Source organism: Bdellovibrio sp. ZAP7 (assembly GCF_006874645.1).
Classification (GTDB): domain Bacteria; phylum Bdellovibrionota; class Bdellovibrionia; order Bdellovibrionales; family Bdellovibrionaceae; genus Bdellovibrio.
Genome location: NZ_CP030082.1, coordinates 2,547,116 through 2,563,843, shown reverse-complemented (window position 1 = coordinate 2,563,843; position 16,728 = coordinate 2,547,116). Strand labels below are relative to the sequence as shown.

13 protein-coding genes are annotated in these 16,728 nt (G+C 46.9%); 5 read left to right on the top strand and 8 right to left on the bottom strand.

Annotated features, from left to right (window positions below; translation table 11 throughout):
- Nucleotides 1-86 precede the first annotated feature (86 nt).
- From DOM22_RS12380 to DOM22_RS12365, 4 genes are all read right to left on the bottom strand, one after another.
- A complete protein-coding gene (locus tag DOM22_RS12380; protein WP_142700676.1) occupies nt 87-3,248 on the bottom strand; it encodes a tail fiber domain-containing protein in 3,162 nt (1,053 codons plus the stop codon).
- Complete coding sequence (locus DOM22_RS12375; RefSeq protein ID WP_142700675.1) at nt 3,245-3,757, bottom strand: hypothetical protein; 513 nt, start codon at nt 3,755-3,757, stop codon at nt 3,245-3,247. The genes DOM22_RS12380 and DOM22_RS12375 overlap by 4 nt, the downstream gene beginning before the upstream one ends.
- Before the next feature lie 97 nt (nt 3,758-3,854).
- Entirely contained in the window at nt 3,855-5,201 is a 1,347-nt protein-coding gene (locus tag DOM22_RS12370; protein ID WP_142700674.1) for an MATE family efflux transporter, read from the bottom strand.
- Complete coding sequence (locus DOM22_RS12365) at nt 5,182-5,736, bottom strand: NifU family protein (RefSeq protein WP_246845619.1); 555 nt, start codon at nt 5,734-5,736, stop codon at nt 5,182-5,184. Before DOM22_RS12365 ends, DOM22_RS12370 begins: the two co-directional genes overlap by 20 nt.
- A gap of 170 nt (nt 5,737-5,906) precedes the next feature.
- On the opposite strand from DOM22_RS12365, the gene DOM22_RS12360 reads away from it, so the two are divergent.
- From DOM22_RS12360 to DOM22_RS12345, 4 genes are all read left to right on the top strand, one after another.
- On the top strand, nt 5,907-6,830 hold the full coding sequence (locus DOM22_RS12360; protein ID WP_142700672.1) for a class I fructose-bisphosphate aldolase: 924 nt from the start codon (nt 5,907-5,909) through the stop codon (nt 6,828-6,830).
- Between the two features lie 24 nt (nt 6,831-6,854).
- Nucleotides 6,855-8,333, top strand: coding sequence for a lysine--tRNA ligase (lysS, locus tag DOM22_RS12355; protein WP_142700671.1), 1,479 nt, complete (start codon nt 6,855-6,857; stop codon nt 8,331-8,333).
- Nucleotides 8,334-8,503: 170 nt separating this feature from the next.
- Nucleotides 8,504-9,433, top strand: a complete 930-nt coding sequence (locus DOM22_RS12350) for a sulfurtransferase (RefSeq protein WP_142700670.1) — start codon at nt 8,504-8,506, stop codon at nt 9,431-9,433.
- Nucleotides 9,424-9,915: a YiiD C-terminal domain-containing protein gene (locus DOM22_RS12345; RefSeq protein WP_142700669.1), complete on the top strand. Its 492-nt coding sequence runs from the start codon at nt 9,424-9,426 to the stop codon at nt 9,913-9,915. The genes DOM22_RS12350 and DOM22_RS12345 overlap by 10 nt, the downstream gene beginning before the upstream one ends.
- Here the strand turns inward: DOM22_RS12345 and DOM22_RS12340 are convergent.
- The 4 genes from DOM22_RS12340 to DOM22_RS12325 all read right to left on the bottom strand — a co-directional run bounded on the left by DOM22_RS12340 (nt 9,810) and on the right by DOM22_RS12325 (nt 14,523).
- Entirely contained in the window at nt 9,810-11,996 is a 2,187-nt protein-coding gene (locus DOM22_RS12340) for an ATP-binding protein (RefSeq protein WP_142700668.1), read from the bottom strand. The genes DOM22_RS12345 and DOM22_RS12340 overlap by 106 nt on opposite strands.
- A 78-nt stretch (nt 11,997-12,074) precedes the next feature.
- Nucleotides 12,075-13,022, bottom strand: coding sequence for a c-type cytochrome domain-containing protein (locus DOM22_RS12335; protein WP_142700667.1), 948 nt, complete (start codon nt 13,020-13,022; stop codon nt 12,075-12,077).
- 162 nt (nt 13,023-13,184) lie between these two features.
- Nucleotides 13,185-13,574, bottom strand: a complete 390-nt coding sequence (locus DOM22_RS12330; protein ID WP_142700666.1) for a hypothetical protein — start codon at nt 13,572-13,574, stop codon at nt 13,185-13,187.
- 4 nt (nt 13,575-13,578) lie between these two features.
- Nucleotides 13,579-14,523 (bottom strand): HD-GYP domain-containing protein, encoded by a 945-nt coding sequence (locus DOM22_RS12325; protein ID WP_142700665.1) that lies wholly within the window; start codon nt 14,521-14,523, stop codon nt 13,579-13,581.
- A gap of 59 nt (nt 14,524-14,582) precedes the next feature.
- Between DOM22_RS12325 and recG the strand changes: the two genes are divergently transcribed.
- Nucleotides 14,583-16,670, top strand: a complete 2,088-nt coding sequence (gene recG / locus DOM22_RS12320; RefSeq protein ID WP_142700664.1) for an ATP-dependent DNA helicase RecG — start codon at nt 14,583-14,585, stop codon at nt 16,668-16,670.
- Nucleotides 16,671-16,728: the final 58 nt, after the last annotated feature.

The window sequence follows — 16,728 nt, the reverse complement described above, 5'->3', positions numbered from 1 at the left end:
TTGGGACGATAAAAAAGTTTTGCGAATTGTTAATACTATAGTGAGACAAACAGCGAAATGTTTTGGAGTCAAAGATCAATATTATTTTACAGACCGAGCTTGGATTTTATCAAATTGAGATCTTTTTGTAAGTTCTCGTTCTGTTTCCTAAGTGCTTCGTTCTCATTTTTGAGTTTTTCAATCTCAGTGCGATCCAAATTCTTTTGTTCTTCAACCGAAGCAATACGACGATCGTGCTCGGCGATTTTCTCTTCGGATGCTGTGACTTTATAATAGAGTGATTTCACCGCTTCAATCAGTGGCGCCACCAAGTGATCGTAAGCCACAGCTTTCATGCCAGTCTTTTCGTCGGTGACAACGACTTCTGGATAGATCTTTTCAACATCTTGAGCGATCACACCGACTTGGTGTTTGTCACCGAAGCGGGCCGTGTCGATGTAGTTATAGGAAACCGCATCAAGCTTTAAAATGTTTTCCAAAGAGTTTTGCAGTGGCTGAATGTTCTCTTTAAGTCTTCTGTCAGAGGAAGACGTACAGCCTGAAGATGAACAAATCTGAGTTCCAGCAATTCTGTAGACGGATCCTGTTGATAAGTTTGCATCACCGCTGACATCAAGCCGATAGGATGGAACGCCCGTGCCGATTCCGACATTCCCCGTGGACGTCATAATGAAGTTAATTCCCTGAGAGGTCGAGTTGTCTGCTTTGGTCGTAAACATAATACGACCACCATACCCGTTGGCGCCACCGGAGCCATCAGTAAGGACCTGAATACTTGCTAGGTTCTTTGAACCCAAATTGTTGTATGCATTAAATGTGACTTTACCGCCGGAAGTACCTGCAGCTACTGTGGCAATATTATTATTCATCTCCAGTACGCCAGTGTCGGAAGTTGTTGTGCCAGGACCATTCAGGGTAAGAACACCCGGGCCCGCAGCTGCGATCATATTTGTGATCGTTCCACCTAAAGATGCAGCACCATTTGTATCGATTAAGAAGCGTGTTTTCCCAGCGGTTTCGTCGTTCAAGGCAAATGCACTGGCTCCATAAGTCGAAGATAAACTTCCCGTGTTGAATGAATAGTTTCTGGATGAATTGGTATTTACCAAATGCAAAGTCGTGCCGCCGGCTAGGGACGAAGACAATGTCAAAGGAACGTTAGAGTTCGCAGTGGAACCGATACCCACATTACCGGCAGCATTAATATGCAGGCGAGTGGCGCTGTTCGTTTTAATCGAAAGACCATAGCCATCTGTCAGGCCTAAGGTGGCATCGGCACCGAAAGTGTTGCCACCATTTGCAAAGAATGTCGGTGTGGCCCATTTCAAGCCTGTGGCTTGCGCTGAATCGGCAGTCAGAATCTGACCTGTAGTTCCCACGGCCAAAACAGAAGGCGCAGAACTCGAGTAAGAAATCAAATCACCCTTAGCAGTCATCGGAGAAAGAGCAGTGAAGGCACCACTTGCAGTTGAAGCTCCCGTACCACCTTTCGTGATTGGAACGACCGCAGACAAGTTCGCAGGATCCAGGGCCGAACAAATCCAGCCCGTCACGGTCCAAGTCGGAACATGGCCCGTTGTCGAGCAAGCAAAGCTACTGAATTTTCCCGTGGAGTCTTGGATCACGATACCAGCCGTGGCATTCACCATGCCGGTAAAGTTCATGTCAGTACCAAGGATAGTGCCATCTACAATCTTAGCACTTGTGATGACACTATTTGAAATAGTTGCTGCTGCGGCACCGGGACCCGTGGCCGTGATATCACCAGTTAATGATGAAATATAATTACCTGCGGCTTGTTTTGCAGAGAAGGCGTCGTAATCAGTTTTACTTAATAAACCCGCTGTTACACCAGTTGTTGAAGCTAGCGGAATATTTAGTACGTGATTATTTGATGTAGAGGACCAGGAAAGACTTGTGCCCGCAGTCGTCGGAGTTCCAAAAGTTTGAGAGGATCCAGTTTGTCCATTCAAACTTGTCAGACCAGCACCAGCAATACCCAAAGTTTGAGTCGCAGAACCGTCCCAGTATTTTATTTGGTTGCTTGTCGAATTGAACCAAACTTTACCTTTATCCGCCGTCGAAAGAGACGGATCCACGGAGTTATTGGAAAGGTGAAGTTGGGAACTTGGATTCATCGTGATAAAGCCAACATTCGTGATGTTGAAAGACCCCATATTGATAGGGCCTGACATCGTGCCACCTGCAAGTGGAAGTTTGGTTGTATCCGTTGTCGAAGGTGTCGTCCAAGATAATGTTGAACCACTGGAAGTTAGAACCTGACCAGCAGAAGCACCCGTCGGTAAGATGCCTGTTAGTTGCGAACCATCCACAGCTGGAAGTTTTGCACTGGCATCGAGTTTCACAATCTGATTTGCGCTGGTACCATAGTTGACTTTGATGACACCCGAAGAAATTAAAATGCCAGAAGTCGCGGCATCCGTCATCGGTTGCACTAAGCCCTTTGCAGTGTACGAAGCATCTCCTGGCGAAGTTCCCGTTGCATCATCCGCAACGGCCCATTTTGCACCGTCATATTTTAAAACCTTGCCAGTGGCGATGCCTGTCGTATCGATCGCAACACCTTTGATTTTATCAACCGAAGTCGTGGTCTGTGTACCAGAAACATCTCCCGTCAATGCGCCGGTGAAATTCACAGCCGTCTGTGCAGATTGTGCAGTTAGGGTGTTGCCGGCATAAGCTGAAATCAAACTATTCAAAGTCGTATAGCGAGAAAGAATACTTTCCAGATTTGCCTGAGTGGTCGTTTGGCTGGCGTTGACTTGCAGGAATTCAGAAGCCCCTTTATCCGCAAGTTTTTGCGAGTTGATTGAAACGGGGATGTTTCCGATTTGCACATCAGGAGTCAAATCCACACCGTTCACAGTGATTCGTAAAGCACGAGTCGTAAATCCCGTCATCGTCGCAGCTGAAGAGCCGTTACAATTCACACTTCCTGTCGAAGCAAAGATGCGGTCCGCGGTGTTGTTGGTTGTATCTGTACGAGTCCCTGTTCCAACAATCACTGAAAACTCACCCGCAGATCCCGGGACCACGGATTGTGTTTCTGAATACATCACACAAGCGCCGTAAAGAATTTGAAAACCCACAGTTTGAGTGGTCGTGATCGGAGTGCCAGTGGAGTCCGTCAAAAGACCTTCATAAGTCAGCAAAGACCCAGGAGAAACGGCAAAGGCCGTATTCACTAGTAAGATCAGCAGTGTTGAAATAGAAAGGGTCTTCTTCATTCAGCAACCCTTCCCCAGATTTTATAACCGCCACCAGAAGCGGTGTCTTGTTTGTGTGAAAGGATTCTGCCACGTAAAACCATGCCTGAGCCCGTTTGCACGCTAGCTCCAGCAAGAATTGCTTGTTTGATTTGTGCGGGTGGAACGAAGCGGATGTTCACATCCTTCACGATTTGATTTCCCGAGCGGGAAGTCGCGCGAAACTTCACTGTGAAGCTATCACCGTTATTGATCGTCATCGTGCTCATCGGTGGCTTGCTGTTCGATAGCGTAATTTTGTATTCTCCATCCGTCGAACAAATCACGTAGGACGAATCATACGTCGCGGAATTCAGCCACGTCGTACCGCCATCGAACGAAAGGTCCACGGTATTGATGAAACGCGAGCATTCTGCTTTGAGTGAAATTGTCGTCAGTGTTGAGGTAACAACTGAGTTTGTTGGCTTAAATTCAAAATTGTCCATCGGACGCAAAAATGAAACCTTGGGATCTGCATCAGAACATCCCATAAGTAAAAACAAGCTGAAAAGGGTAAACAAATACCCAACAATATTTTTTTGCATCTACTAGAAATATCGGAATAATCCAATACTTACTGAAGTACTACTAAGTAATGAATCTCTTACTGAGACGATGAAAGCGATACGTAAGTAGGATTGAGGCAAATATGAGGCCTATCAAAAGTCCTATCCATATTCCGATGGGACCTACGCCCAGGTGGAAGGCCAATAAATAGCCTCCCGGCAAGCCCATGATCCAGTATGCAAAGAAGGCAATCACGCTTGGCCACTGCGTATCGCTCATGCCACGAAGAGCCCCAATCGCGACTGCTTGCACACCATCAAAGATTTCAAACAGAGCGACCACAACAAAGAATTGCGCAGCCCAGGCGATCACATCCGGGTCATTCACGTAAAATGTCGGGAACCAATGTCTGAACACCAAGAAACCCAAACCGCAAAGACTCATGTAAGAGCCACCCAGAATAATCGCCGTGAAGCCTGCATGCCGAGCGAGCTTGTAATCGCCGCGGCCCAATTCAAAGCCCACGCGAATGCTGGAAGCAATGCCGATACCCAACGTCACCATGAAGCTCGTACTCGCCAAGCTTAAAGCAATCTGGTGCGCCGCCAAAGGAATGGCGCCAAACCAACCCATCATCACCGCGCACGAAGCGAAAGCTCCCACTTCGAAAAAGAAAGTGAAGCCGTTTGGAATCCCCAAGCGAATGATGTTTTTCAAAATCTGCTGATCGTAAGAATGAATCCATGGCAGCGTCAGATATTTTTTGAACTGCGGGTGAAGATGCACGTAACCAATCATCACGATCATCATCAAGATGCGAGCGCCCAATGAGGCCCATGCGGCTCCCACCAGACCCATTTTTGGAAATCCGTGATAGCCATTGATTAAAAGATAGTTACCAGCCACGTTAAAAACAACACCACCAAGCATCACGTACATCGCAACTTTCGTACGTCCCAGTCCATCGGTGAATTGCTTATACGCTTGGTAAATCAATGACGGCACAATCGACCAAGTGATGACTTTATAAAAGGCAGAGCCCTCGGCTAAGACTTCAGGTCGTTGTCCAAAAATATGTAAGTGGGGGAGCAACCCTAAAAGGATTGCTGTGATGATAACCCCAATACCTAAAGCCACAATCAAACTGTGACCCAGAAGAACTCCACCGCGGGGATGATCTTCCTGACCTTGCGCATGGGCAAACATTGCTGTGATCGGAGCCAGCATCCCCAATCCAAAAATAAGGAAAACGATAAACACGCTGCTCGCAAAAGCAGAAGCCCCCAGGGCGACGGGCCCCAAGTGACCAACCATCAACGTATCAGCCAACTGGATCAAATTCTGACCAAGCTGTCCAACAATGATAGGGCCGGCAAGTTTTAATAAAAGTTTAGACTCGTGTACGGTCTCAGATCGCAAGAACTTCATGAATTTCCGGGAACAATTCTTTCATGCGAACTTCAATACCGTCTTTAAGCGTTGCTTGAGAAGACGGGCAGCCCGCACATGCTCCACGCATGTGGATGTAAAGTTTGTTGTTCTCGTACTTATTGAAAACAATGTCACCGCCATCTAGAGCTACAACAGGTCGAATTTCGCGGTTCAAAACAGATTTAATATTGCGCACCATTGGGGAGTCATTGGGATCATCAACGTCTGAGTGTTGCACGATCTGCACAACCACAGGCTCTTTGCTGTCCATATGTTCCTGGATCAAGCTGCTTAACGGGTGGGCCAGTAATTCCCAGTCAACCCAGTCTTGCTTGGTCACGGTGATGAAATCAGTTCCCACGTAAACGGAGCTTGTCCAAGGGAAACCAAAGATTTTAGAGGCTAAAGGGGAGCGATCCGCTTCTTGCGCAGAAGGACAATCAAAACCTTCATCTGCTACTTTCGTATGCAAATGGAACTTCATAGTTGCTGGATTTGGTGTTGCTTCGAAAGAAACTCTTTGTGTGCTCATGTTCACCTCTAAAATTCGTGCCCACAGTATACCACAGAATCCGCTTTGGAAAGGAAATTGCTGCGTTGCTCGCTATGATGTAGACGCTTGATTAACGATAGAAAGTTCACTAACCTCGAGCCCGCTAATTAACTGGATATTCACATTTTCCATCATTTTCTGGAGCACACATGACACCAAGAGTTAGAGAGATTTTGAACTGGTACGGAGCTGACAACCCAGGCGTTTTGACGAACCTGGCTCGCATTATGAATCACGGTAAATTGGCGGGTACTGGTAAGATGGTTATCTTGCCTGTGGATCAAGGCTTTGAGCACGGTCCGGCACGTTCTTTCGCGAAAAATCCAGATGGTTACGATCCTAACTACCACGTAGAACTTGCGATTGAATCTGGTTGCAACGCCTACGCGGCTCCACTGGGCTTCATCGAGGCGATCGCTCGTGATTATGCTGGCGAAATCCCATTGATCTTGAAAATTAACAACTCTGAATCTCTTTACGGTAGCAAAGCTCCCATCTCTGCAGTCACGTCTTACATCGACGATGCGTTGAGACTTGGTTGCGTGGGTATCGGTTTCACAGTTTACCCAGGCTCTGCTGAGCGTAAGCAAATGTACGAAGAGATCGCTGAAGCATCTCGCTTGGCAAAACAAGCGGGTCTTGTGGTTGTGATCTGGTCTTACCCTCGTGGTGAGCAACTTTCCAAAGAGGGTGAAACAGCTATCGACGTGATCGCATACGCAGCTCACATCGCAGCTCAATTGGGTGCTCACATCATCAAAGTTAAACCTCCAACAGCGCACATCGAGCAAGCCGCGGCTGCAAAAGTTTACGCTGAACAAGGCATCAAAGTAACGACAATGGCTGATCGTATCCGCCACGTTGTTCAATCTTGCTTCAACGGCAAACGCATCGTGATCTTCTCTGGTGGCGAAGCTAAAGGCACTGAAGAGCTTCTAAAAGAAGTTCAAGAAATGGGTCAAGGCGGCGGCTTTGGTTCGATCATGGGCCGTAATGCATTCCAACGTCCTAAGAAAGAGTCTATCGCTCTTCTTCACGGTGTTATGGAAGCTTTCGCTGGTAAAAAACTTTAGTCTTAAATTAGGTATCTGGTAACTATGTCGATTCAAGAAAATCCGCTGCGCGCGGAGAAACGTAAAAAATTGCACGCCCTTCGCGAGAAGGGCATTAATCCTTATCCTTATTCTTTCGAGAATAAGACAGCGATCGCTGAGATCGTTGAAAAACACGCAGCGGGATTGCAGGCGGGCGAGAAGAAGCCTGAATCAGTTTACCGTATTGCAGGTCGATTGATGACTTTGCGTGCGATGGGTAAGGCTTGCTTCTTTAACGTGCAAGATCAGTCTGGAACAGTTCAGGTTTACGTAAAAACCGAAGAATTGGCAGAAAAAGAAAAAGCCGCATTTGAACTTGTGGACCTGGGCGACATCGTCGGTGTTGAAGGTTACGTTTTCAAATCGCAAAAAGGCGAATTCTCCATTTACCTAAAGCATTTCGAAATTTTGACGAAGTCTATCGAACCATTGCCAGAGAAATTCCATGGCGTGCAAGATATCGAAATCAAATACCGTCACAGACATTTGGATCTGATGACGGATGCCGATTCTCGTAAAGTTTTCGAAACTCGTTCTAAAATTATCTCTGAAATCCGCAGATTCTTGGATTCTCGCGGTTTTATGGAAGTGGAAACTCCAACACTTCAGCCAATCTATGGTGGTGCCGCGGCGACTCCGTTCACAACTCACCACAAAGCTTTGGATATGAAGTTGTACATGAGAATTTCGCCAGAGCTTTACTTGAAACGTCTTTTGGTGGGCGGCTTCGAGAAAGTTTACGAAATCTCTAAAAACTTCCGTAACGAAGGTATCGACAGAACTCACAATCCTGAGTTCTCTTTGCTTGAGTTCTACGAAGCGTACACGGACTACAACTATCAAATGAATCAATTCGAGGAACTTGTTTCCCAATTGGCTTTGAAAATCACGGGCAGCATGAAGGTTTCTTACCAAGGTAAAGAAATCGATTTCACGCCTCCTTGGAGACGTTTGACGGTTCACGACGGTGTTCGTGAATACGCGAAGATCGATCCAGATAAGGCAACGGACCAAGAGTTGTTCGATGCGGTTAACAAAATGGGCGGTGACTTGGATGCTCCAGGTAAACGCGGCGAAATGATCATGGAGTTGTTCGAGCTAACTGCAGAGCAACACTTGTTCCAGCCAACATTTGTTATGGATCATCCGAAAGAAATCTCTCCATTGACGAAAATTCACCGCGGTGATGATCGTCTGGTAGAGCGTTTTGAGCCCTTCGCAGCTTGCATGGAAATCGGCAACTCATACTCTGAGTTGAACGATCCAGAAGATCAATTGGCACGTTTGAAAGAACAAGAAGCCAACCGTGGTAACGACGAAGAAGCGCATCCAATGGATGAAGATTTCTTGTTGGCTATCGATGCCGGTATGCCACCAACAGGTGGTGTGGGTCTCGGAATTGAGCGTATCGTGATGATCCTTACAGATCGTCCTTCGATCAGAGATATTATCTTCTTTCCTACCATGAGGATAACTAAGTAGAATAGTGGAGGCGGCCCTCAAGGCACCAGCTGACGGCGTTGCTTCGTCGTCGGCGTACGAGGAGTACGCCTTCCTCCTTGCGCGTGGGCTGCGCCGCTGAACGCCTGCGGCCTTCAGTGCATCTGGTACCTTGATGACCACCTGAAGTGAGTCTTTTTTTGGGAGTACTTATGAGAAATATTCTTGGCGCTTTGTTAATTCTTCTAGCCTTTGTTGCCTGCCAAACGAAACCTACAAAAATCACATCTGAACAGGGTGTGGTGGGTGCTCCCGAGAAGCTTATGGAAGGTAGTCCTGTCATTCTTGATGTCAGGGCGCCGTTTGAGTTCAATCTTTCTCATGTTCCGGGGGCGATTAATGTTCGCTGGGAGGATTTTTCTTCTCAGGATCCGAATTCCCGTGGGGTTTTGCAGGATGATTTGTTTGCGATTGCGCGCAGACTTTCTTTGATTGGTATTGATCCTGATGCCAAAGTTGTGATTTTGGGTAAAGGTTCTTTAGGGAATGGTGAAGAGGGGCGTATCGCTTGGACTTTGAATGTTCTGGGCGTTAAGAACGTTCACACCGCTCTTCATACGGTGGCTCGTGCGACAAATCCTAAAGGGGACGAGCCTTTGGTTAAAAATAAATCCATCTGGAAACCTGTGGTGGATGAGTCTTTGTTCATCGATGCTCGTAATTTCAAAGCCTATGCGACTCACCAGCTTTCTCCGTTAAAAATGACGGGTAAAAAGAAACATAAAAAGACCATGGATCTGCCAGTCAGTTCTTTGTTTGGAATGAACTTCAATGATGCGAAAAGTAAGGTCGTTATCCTGGATGTACGTGCATCGGCAGAGTACGGGATCAATAATTTGACGAAATATAAAAACGTCAAAGCACCCGTTGTGCAACTGGAATGGAAAGAGTTCTTCAACGAAGACAATTCCGTTAAAAAAGATATCGAGAAAAAATTAGAATCCAAAGGCATCACCAAAGACAAAATTGTGATGGTGATCAGCAACCATGGCGTGCGTTCCGGTGCCGTGACTTATGCCCTTCGTGAATCAGGTTTCCGTCAAAGTGTGAATTTTGCCGGAGGCTATGAACAGTGGAAATAAACACTCAAGATCTGATTCAAATCCTCTCTGACAATATCAAGCTTTACGAGCATTTGGGAATTACGGTGGAAACCTTAAATTCCCATCGTGCCGTTTTAAAAGTAGACCTGCAGAAAAACTTAAATCACAAAGGCACCGCTTTCGGTGGCAGTCTTTATGCGACGGGCGTGATGAGTGCTTATGCTTTGGTTTTGGCGGGATTGAAACACTATAAAATCGACACGGAAAATATCGTGATCGCAAAAGGTGTGATTGAATACCTGCGACCGATTGATTCCGATTTTAGAATTCTCTGCGAATTTCCCAGTCTCGACGAAGAAAAGTCTTTCTACGAAGAGCTTCAAGACAAGAAACGTGTGCGCCGAGATTTGAAAGTTCAAATATTCAAAGGCGGAGGCTCTGAAGGTCTTTCTTTGGGAGCGGCACCAGAATCCGGACTGCTGGGCGCCACATTGGTAGGATCTTTCGTCGTCAGAATGTGAGAAAGCGTCGTCAGGATTTCTGATTTCTTCACGGGCTTCACCATATACATATCACAACCCGCGACGATCGCGCGCTGGAGGTCTTCAAGAACCGCTGTTGCCGTAAGAGCCACGATTGGCGTGTGCCCTTTGCGGTTCTCTCGTTCATAGTGGCGTATCATTTCTGTGGCCTTATAGCCCGACATAATCGGCATCTGCATGTCCATAAAGACCAGATCGTATTTGCCCTCTTTAAATTTGTCGACTGCCTCTTTCCCATTTACAGCTTCAGTAAATTTAAATGGCTGATTTTTCAAATAGTGGGTCAAAAGCAGGCGGTTGTCTTGAGAGTCATCCACCAGTAATAACGAAAATGTTCTTCCCGCAAACTGCTCCGCCCAATTTACAATTGGAGCTGGTTTTACTTCGGTCGCACTCACTTCTTCAGGTCGATGAGGCAGAACAATTCTAAATGTGGTACCGCGGCCCGCAAGACTGCGAAGCTCCAGAGTGCCGCCCATGATTTCCACCAGATTTTTGGAAATGACCAGCCCGAGTCCTGTGCCGCCATAGCGCCGAGTTGTGGTCGCCTCTGCTTGAAAAAACGGAGAGAAAAGACTGCTTTGTTTTTCTCGGGGAATACCGATCCCGGTGTCACGGATTTCTAGCACGAGTTCAGGTTTGGCAGTGTTTTCATTTTCAATCAGCACGCGAATGTCGACCTCACCTTCTTCGGTGAACTTTAGTGCATTGCCAATCAGATTAAATAAAACCTGACGCAGGCGAGTGGGATCACCTTTTTGATAAAGCGGAACTTTTTCGTCGATATGCAGTTGAAAATTTAGTCCCTTTTCTTCGGCTTTGATCTGCAGTATTTCAAATACCGAACGCACGGTGCTGTGCAGGTTGTAAGTGATGTTTTCAATCGAGAGGGCTTTGGCTTCGATTTTTGAAAAGTCCAAAAGGTCATTGATCAGGGCTTTTAGGTTTTCACCTGCATGGCTGAACAAAGTCAGATAGCGTTCCTGGTCTTTAGAAAGATTGGTTTCTTTCAAAAGTTCCAGCATCCCTAAGACGGAATTTAAAGGCGTGCGGATTTCATGACTCATGCGAGCCAGGAATTCTGATTTCGCTCGAGAGGCTTCCTCGGCTTGTTCTTTCGCAGATTTTAGTTCCTGCTCGGTATAGCGCAGACGATCGATTTTGTCTGTTAATCCCGAAACGGCGGCTCCGGCCATCAATGCTGAAAAGCACAAAGTTAAAAGTGTGGCGGGAGTTTGTACCGCGGAAAAGTCCTGGGGCCAGGGATTTCCCATTAGAATCGGCATGGCCAAAGCTAAAAATGAAACCCAGGTATTTACAAAGATGGCAGTTTTCAAACCGTACCAACTTGCACAGAATAGAACCACGATGCCGTAAGCATACCAGGATTGGGAGATCGGAAGTTTAAAGCTGATACCCAAACTGATCGCAAGCAAAGAAACCATCACCAGCTTTTCGCGACGAGACAAGTGATGAAACCAGCGCATTTCGACATTTTCAGTGGAAACGAATTTTGACAAAAGCTTTTTGTCCAGCCACGGTGTCAGCAAAATTAAAAGCGGCAGTGACAAAATCACGCCACTCATGAAGTTACCGATTAAATTTAGAATGCTCGTCCAAATGAATTGATCGCGATTGATTTGACCCGCACCCAGCAGTATTCCTTGTACGCCAAGCGATAGCAAAACAGATGGGATGATGATTCCGTACAGGGCGTACAGGGAAATGCCCTTGGGTGAAGGACTCCAGCCATCTGTTTTAAAGCGCTCTTTGACCAGCATCCAGGACAAAGCCACGTGTAATGTTTCAGGAAGCGCGGCCAGGGGATAGAACAACGGATTTGTGACTCCCCACAAGGGCGCGCAGATCGTCGCATTTAAAAAAAGTGGAATTAAAACGCCAGGTCCCCACCACAGAGTCATGGGAATGGCTAGCGCAACCGGGAAGTTAAAGTAAGATGCCCCGGTTGTTGCGATATAATTTAAACTGAGATGAGTGTTGATCTGGAAGATTGCAAAACACAAAACCCAAATCCACCACGGTAAACGCTTCTTCGTCATGTCTCCATTTTAGGAGCTATTTGAAAAGCCGCACTTCAAGATTCTGGTAAGTGTGAAGGAACAAAAACAAGCCGGACTTTACTCCGGCATGCCTGCATCGATCCAACGTTTAAGATAGTCCGCTTCCGCTGGAGTCAACTGCATGTTCACTCGCGGAGGAGGCATGATGCCATCAGTAAGGCCCGGAACTGTGATTTTATACAAGAAGCTCTCGGCACCTTGACCGGAAACCACGATCGGTTTGTCAAAAGCGTCCTTCGCATCCAGGATATGAGCGATGGAATCCAAACGAGGATCCTTAGGGCGTTTTGCCAATTCACTGTGACAGCTTAAGCATTTCGCATCAAAGAAAGCCAGGCGCAGATTTTTATAACTCAACTCCAGCTGACCCAGATCCGGTTGCGGAAGAGGATTCGTCGGTGGCGGAGTCGGAGTTGGCGAACCACCTGGCGGAGGTGGAGGCGGTGGGCCTGGAGGACCTGGTGGTGGCCCCGGAGGTCCCGGTGGCTTCGGCGGAGTCGGTGGTGCTCCAGGGGGCGGAGGCAGTGGAGAGCCGGTTGGCGACGGCGTCACTGTTGGTTCTGCCGTCGGAGCTGGTGTAGGTTTTGTCGCAGACTTACACTCTGGGATTTCCTTCACACGTTGAGCCGCGCGATTGTTCGTTTTGTTATCGAAATACGATTGAAGAATTTTAAGTTCACACGCAGTCAGTGGCTCATAACCTTTACGACGAGGAGGCATGTCGCCCGCTTCAACAGTCGCCATGATATCATCGCGCACATTGTACACGCGCTCTTCCGTATCCAAAATGGGAGCTTTGGAAGAGTGGCAGTCCATGCAAGTTTTTAGCGAAGTTTTGCTAACGACGTAATAGTCGATCAGGGATTCAGAGAACTCGTTTACTTTCGGAGCTTTCAGAATGATTTCGCCGGTCTTAAACAAACCCATTTCTTCCATGGCATAGCCACACCCCGAAAGGGCGAAAGAGATGGCAGCAGTTTGTAAAAGAAGAACCCACGTTTTCATCACTCGCAGTTTTACCAAAGGAAACAGCGACTTGGGAGAGGAAGAATCCTTTAAAGAAAAACTTGCTGAAGTGTCACAAATTTTGACACTTGAATAGCCACTCTAAGAATAAAAAAAAGCCCAGAGTTTGGCTCTGGGCTTTGAAGTTTTAAACAGCTGTATTTACTTAGTCTTTTTGATCGTCAGGGGCTGAAAATTCGCTTGTTGCGAAGCTGGTTTGCGATCGCTACGGGCCGTGCTCACACACTCAAAACGTTGAGTGTCCGAAAGCTCTTTTTCTTCGCCACATTTCTCAAGGGCTTGCGGGTTGTAGCTTTGTCCTTGAATAGAATCCCAGCATTTCCAGAATTGAGAGTCGTCTTTTTGCAGGTTGCAAACCGTGACTGCGTACCAGTCGACGTTTTCGTTTTTTTGCACCTTCTCGCGGCACTGTTCAGCGTCTTTTTCGCCAACAAAGCGGTCACAAATTCCCGGTGGGTTCGTCGGCTCTAAAGCCAAAGCAATCAAAGGAATTAATGCGATTAAAACGATAGAGTGCAAAATGTTTTTCATTGTCCTACGCAACCTTAATTTTGAAGAGTACCGAGTAAAGAGCTTTCAACATGTCGGGATCATAGCGACCCGCCAATTTCTCTTTCATCATCGTTACTGCATCTATCGGCGTAAGTGGGACATTATATGAGCGCTGAGTTGTCATGGCATCATAGGTGTCCGTGATGGCCACGATACGAGCGAACGGGTGGATTTCGTCACCCATCAATTGTTGGGGATATCCGTTCCCAGACCAGGACTCATGGTGCTCAAAGCAGGCTGCTTTAATGGCATCTGAGATATTGGGGTGGTTGTTCAGGATGACTAGACCATACTGGGGATGCATTTTCATTTGCTCCCATTCCGCATCCGTCAGTCCGCCTTTTTTGCAAAGAATATCAAGGCTTACATTGCGTTTACCAATGTCATGGAAAAGGGCGCCAACACCCAGCTCTTCCAATTCTTTGGGGTTATAGCCCATGGCTTTACCCAAACCTAAGGAGTAGATAGAGACATCCAGGGAGTGGTTGTAAGTATAAAAGTCATGACCGGAAAGGGAGATCATAAAGCCCATGGCTTCCGGAGCATTTTCCATTAGATCGATGAAGTCCGTGATGATCGGGCGGGACTCATCCAAGGCTTTGTTCACATCTGGATTCTCGAAAAGATCTTCCATCAGGGCAACAGACGACTCGCGCAGGATTTTTGCTTTTGCAAAAGGATCCAGCTTGTCAGAGTTCATTTCTTCTTTAACCCAGTCACGGTAGGTCTGTTTGTCTTCCGTGCGCACAAAGAATGAATCCCCTGTGTCACGAGCATGCAGACGCTCGATTTTGCCGTCAGAGAGCTTATCTCCGGCGCGAAGGTACATGATGTACTTGCCGTCCACCTGCAAAAAGATGTCAAAGCTGGTGACTTTATCAGGACGGATAGTACTGAGGCGAATTCTGAAATATTGAGCATCGGTCATAGGGAAATTCTGCCATGAATACATTGACTTAGAAATAAAATCCGCAATACTGCCTAACTATGGCCCTTCGTCTAGATACGCAAATTATGTACTTAAAAGGAGTGGGTCCCAAACTGGGAGACCTCTTCGCGCGCAAGGGCTTGAAAACCTTAAGGGACCTCTTTGAGTTTTACCCGCGAGCCTTCGAAGATCAAAGGGCCGCTCGTAACATTGCCAGTCTCAAACCGGACGACATTGTCAGCATCAAGGCCACAGTGCAAGCTGTCCACAGTGTCAATATGGGACGTTCAACTCGCAAAATGTACGATGTCGTCGTTCGCGATGCCTCTGGACAAATTCACTGCAAATATTTTCGTGTGCCTTACAAAGGTTACTTTGAACGCTTTAAACCTTTTTCCGAAGTGCGTGTTGTCGGTAAATTGACCGAGTACCGCGGTCGTTTGGAATTTCATCATCCCGATATTCGTGACATCGAAGGCGATGAAGAAAATCAAGATGCCTTGATTCCTCTGTACACAGAAATCGAGGGGTTAGCGACAGCGAAAATCATGAAGCTCGTGCGTGCTGCTTTCGCGCAAATCGAAGAATGGCCCGAGGAGACTCTGCCAAAATGGATGCGCGAAAAATATAATCTGAAATCCCGCAAAGACGCTTTGATGGAAATCCATCATCCTTTGCCGGATCGTGCGCAAGAGTATGTTGAATATAAAAGTGCAGCTCAACGTCGTTTGATTTTTGAAGAATTCTTTTGGTTGGAACTTTTCTTAGCTGCGAAAAAGGCTGGTTTTCAGAAGGAAACGGCACCTTTGATTAACAACGATGGCAAGAAAGTTTCCGCTTTGGAAAAGTCATTGCCATTTCCATTAACGGGCGCACAAAAACGCGTCTTTGGTGAAATCAAAGCTGATTTAGAAGCAGGTCATCCGATGCATCGCCTGGTTCAAGGGGATGTGGGGAGTGGTAAAACTTTGGTAAGCTTTATGGCGGCAGTGTATGCCGCTGAAAGCGGTTTCCAATCTTGTCTGATGGCGCCGACCGAGATTTTGGCCGAACAACATTTTAAAAATGCTAAAAAAGTTTTGGAGCCTTTGGGGATTCGTCTTTCATTGTTAGTCGGAAAAACCAAAGCTTCCGAGCGAAAACAGATTTTATTCGACCTTAAAACGGGTGATACCGATTTGATTATCGGAACTCACGCCTTGATCGAAGACGAAGTGGAGTTTGAAAACCTGGGCCTTGCCATCATCGACGAACAACATCGTTTCGGGGTTGAACAGCGGGGCATTTTAAAAAGAAAAGGAAACTCGCCACATTTCCTGGTGATGACAGCAACACCTATTCCGCGCACATTGGCAATGACCGTCTATGGAGACTTGGATGTTTCCATCATCGACGAGATGCCTCCGGGCCGCAGTCCAATTCAAACTCGTGCGATCTTTGAAAATAAGCGCTCGCAAGCGCTACAGTTTATGCTTGAGCAATTGCAAAAAGGCCGTCAGGCGTATTTCGTTTATCCACTGGTTGAGGAATCAGAAAAGATCGATCTGAAAAATGCCGTGGAAGAGTTTGAAAAACTGAAAGCGCAATTTCCTAAGGTGAAATTCGGCTTGTTACACGGAAAAATGAAACCAGATGAAAAAGATCAAGTGATGGATCAATTCCGTCGCCACGAAATTCAGGTTCTGGTTTCCACAACCGTGATCGAAGTGGGTGTCGACGTTCCGAATGCCAACATCATGATTATCGAACATGCCGAGCGTTTCGGTTTGTCACAACTCCATCAGCTCCGCGGTCGTGTGGGCCGGGGAGAGCACAAGTCCTTCTGTATTTTGATCATGGGCTATGCCGTTTCCGAAGAAGGCAAGCAGCGCACCGAATTCATGGAAAAAACCAACGACGGCTTTAAAATTTCAGAATTCGATTTAGAAATGCGCGGGCCAGGGGAGTTCATGGGAACTCGTCAATCAGGCTTAGCTGGATTTAAAATGGCCAATCTAGTGCGCGACATGGAGCTTTTGCAACAAGCCCGCGAAGCTGCCTTCGAAGTGCTTAAAAAAGATCCAACGCTCGTTTGGCCCGACAACCGTCCAATGAAACAAGAACTCCTGCGCGAACATGGCCCTGCCGCTCTTGCCTCAATCGCCTAGTTGCACGTTTTTTCATCTCCATTCGCACAGTTCTTCAGCACAATAAAGTCTCACTCAC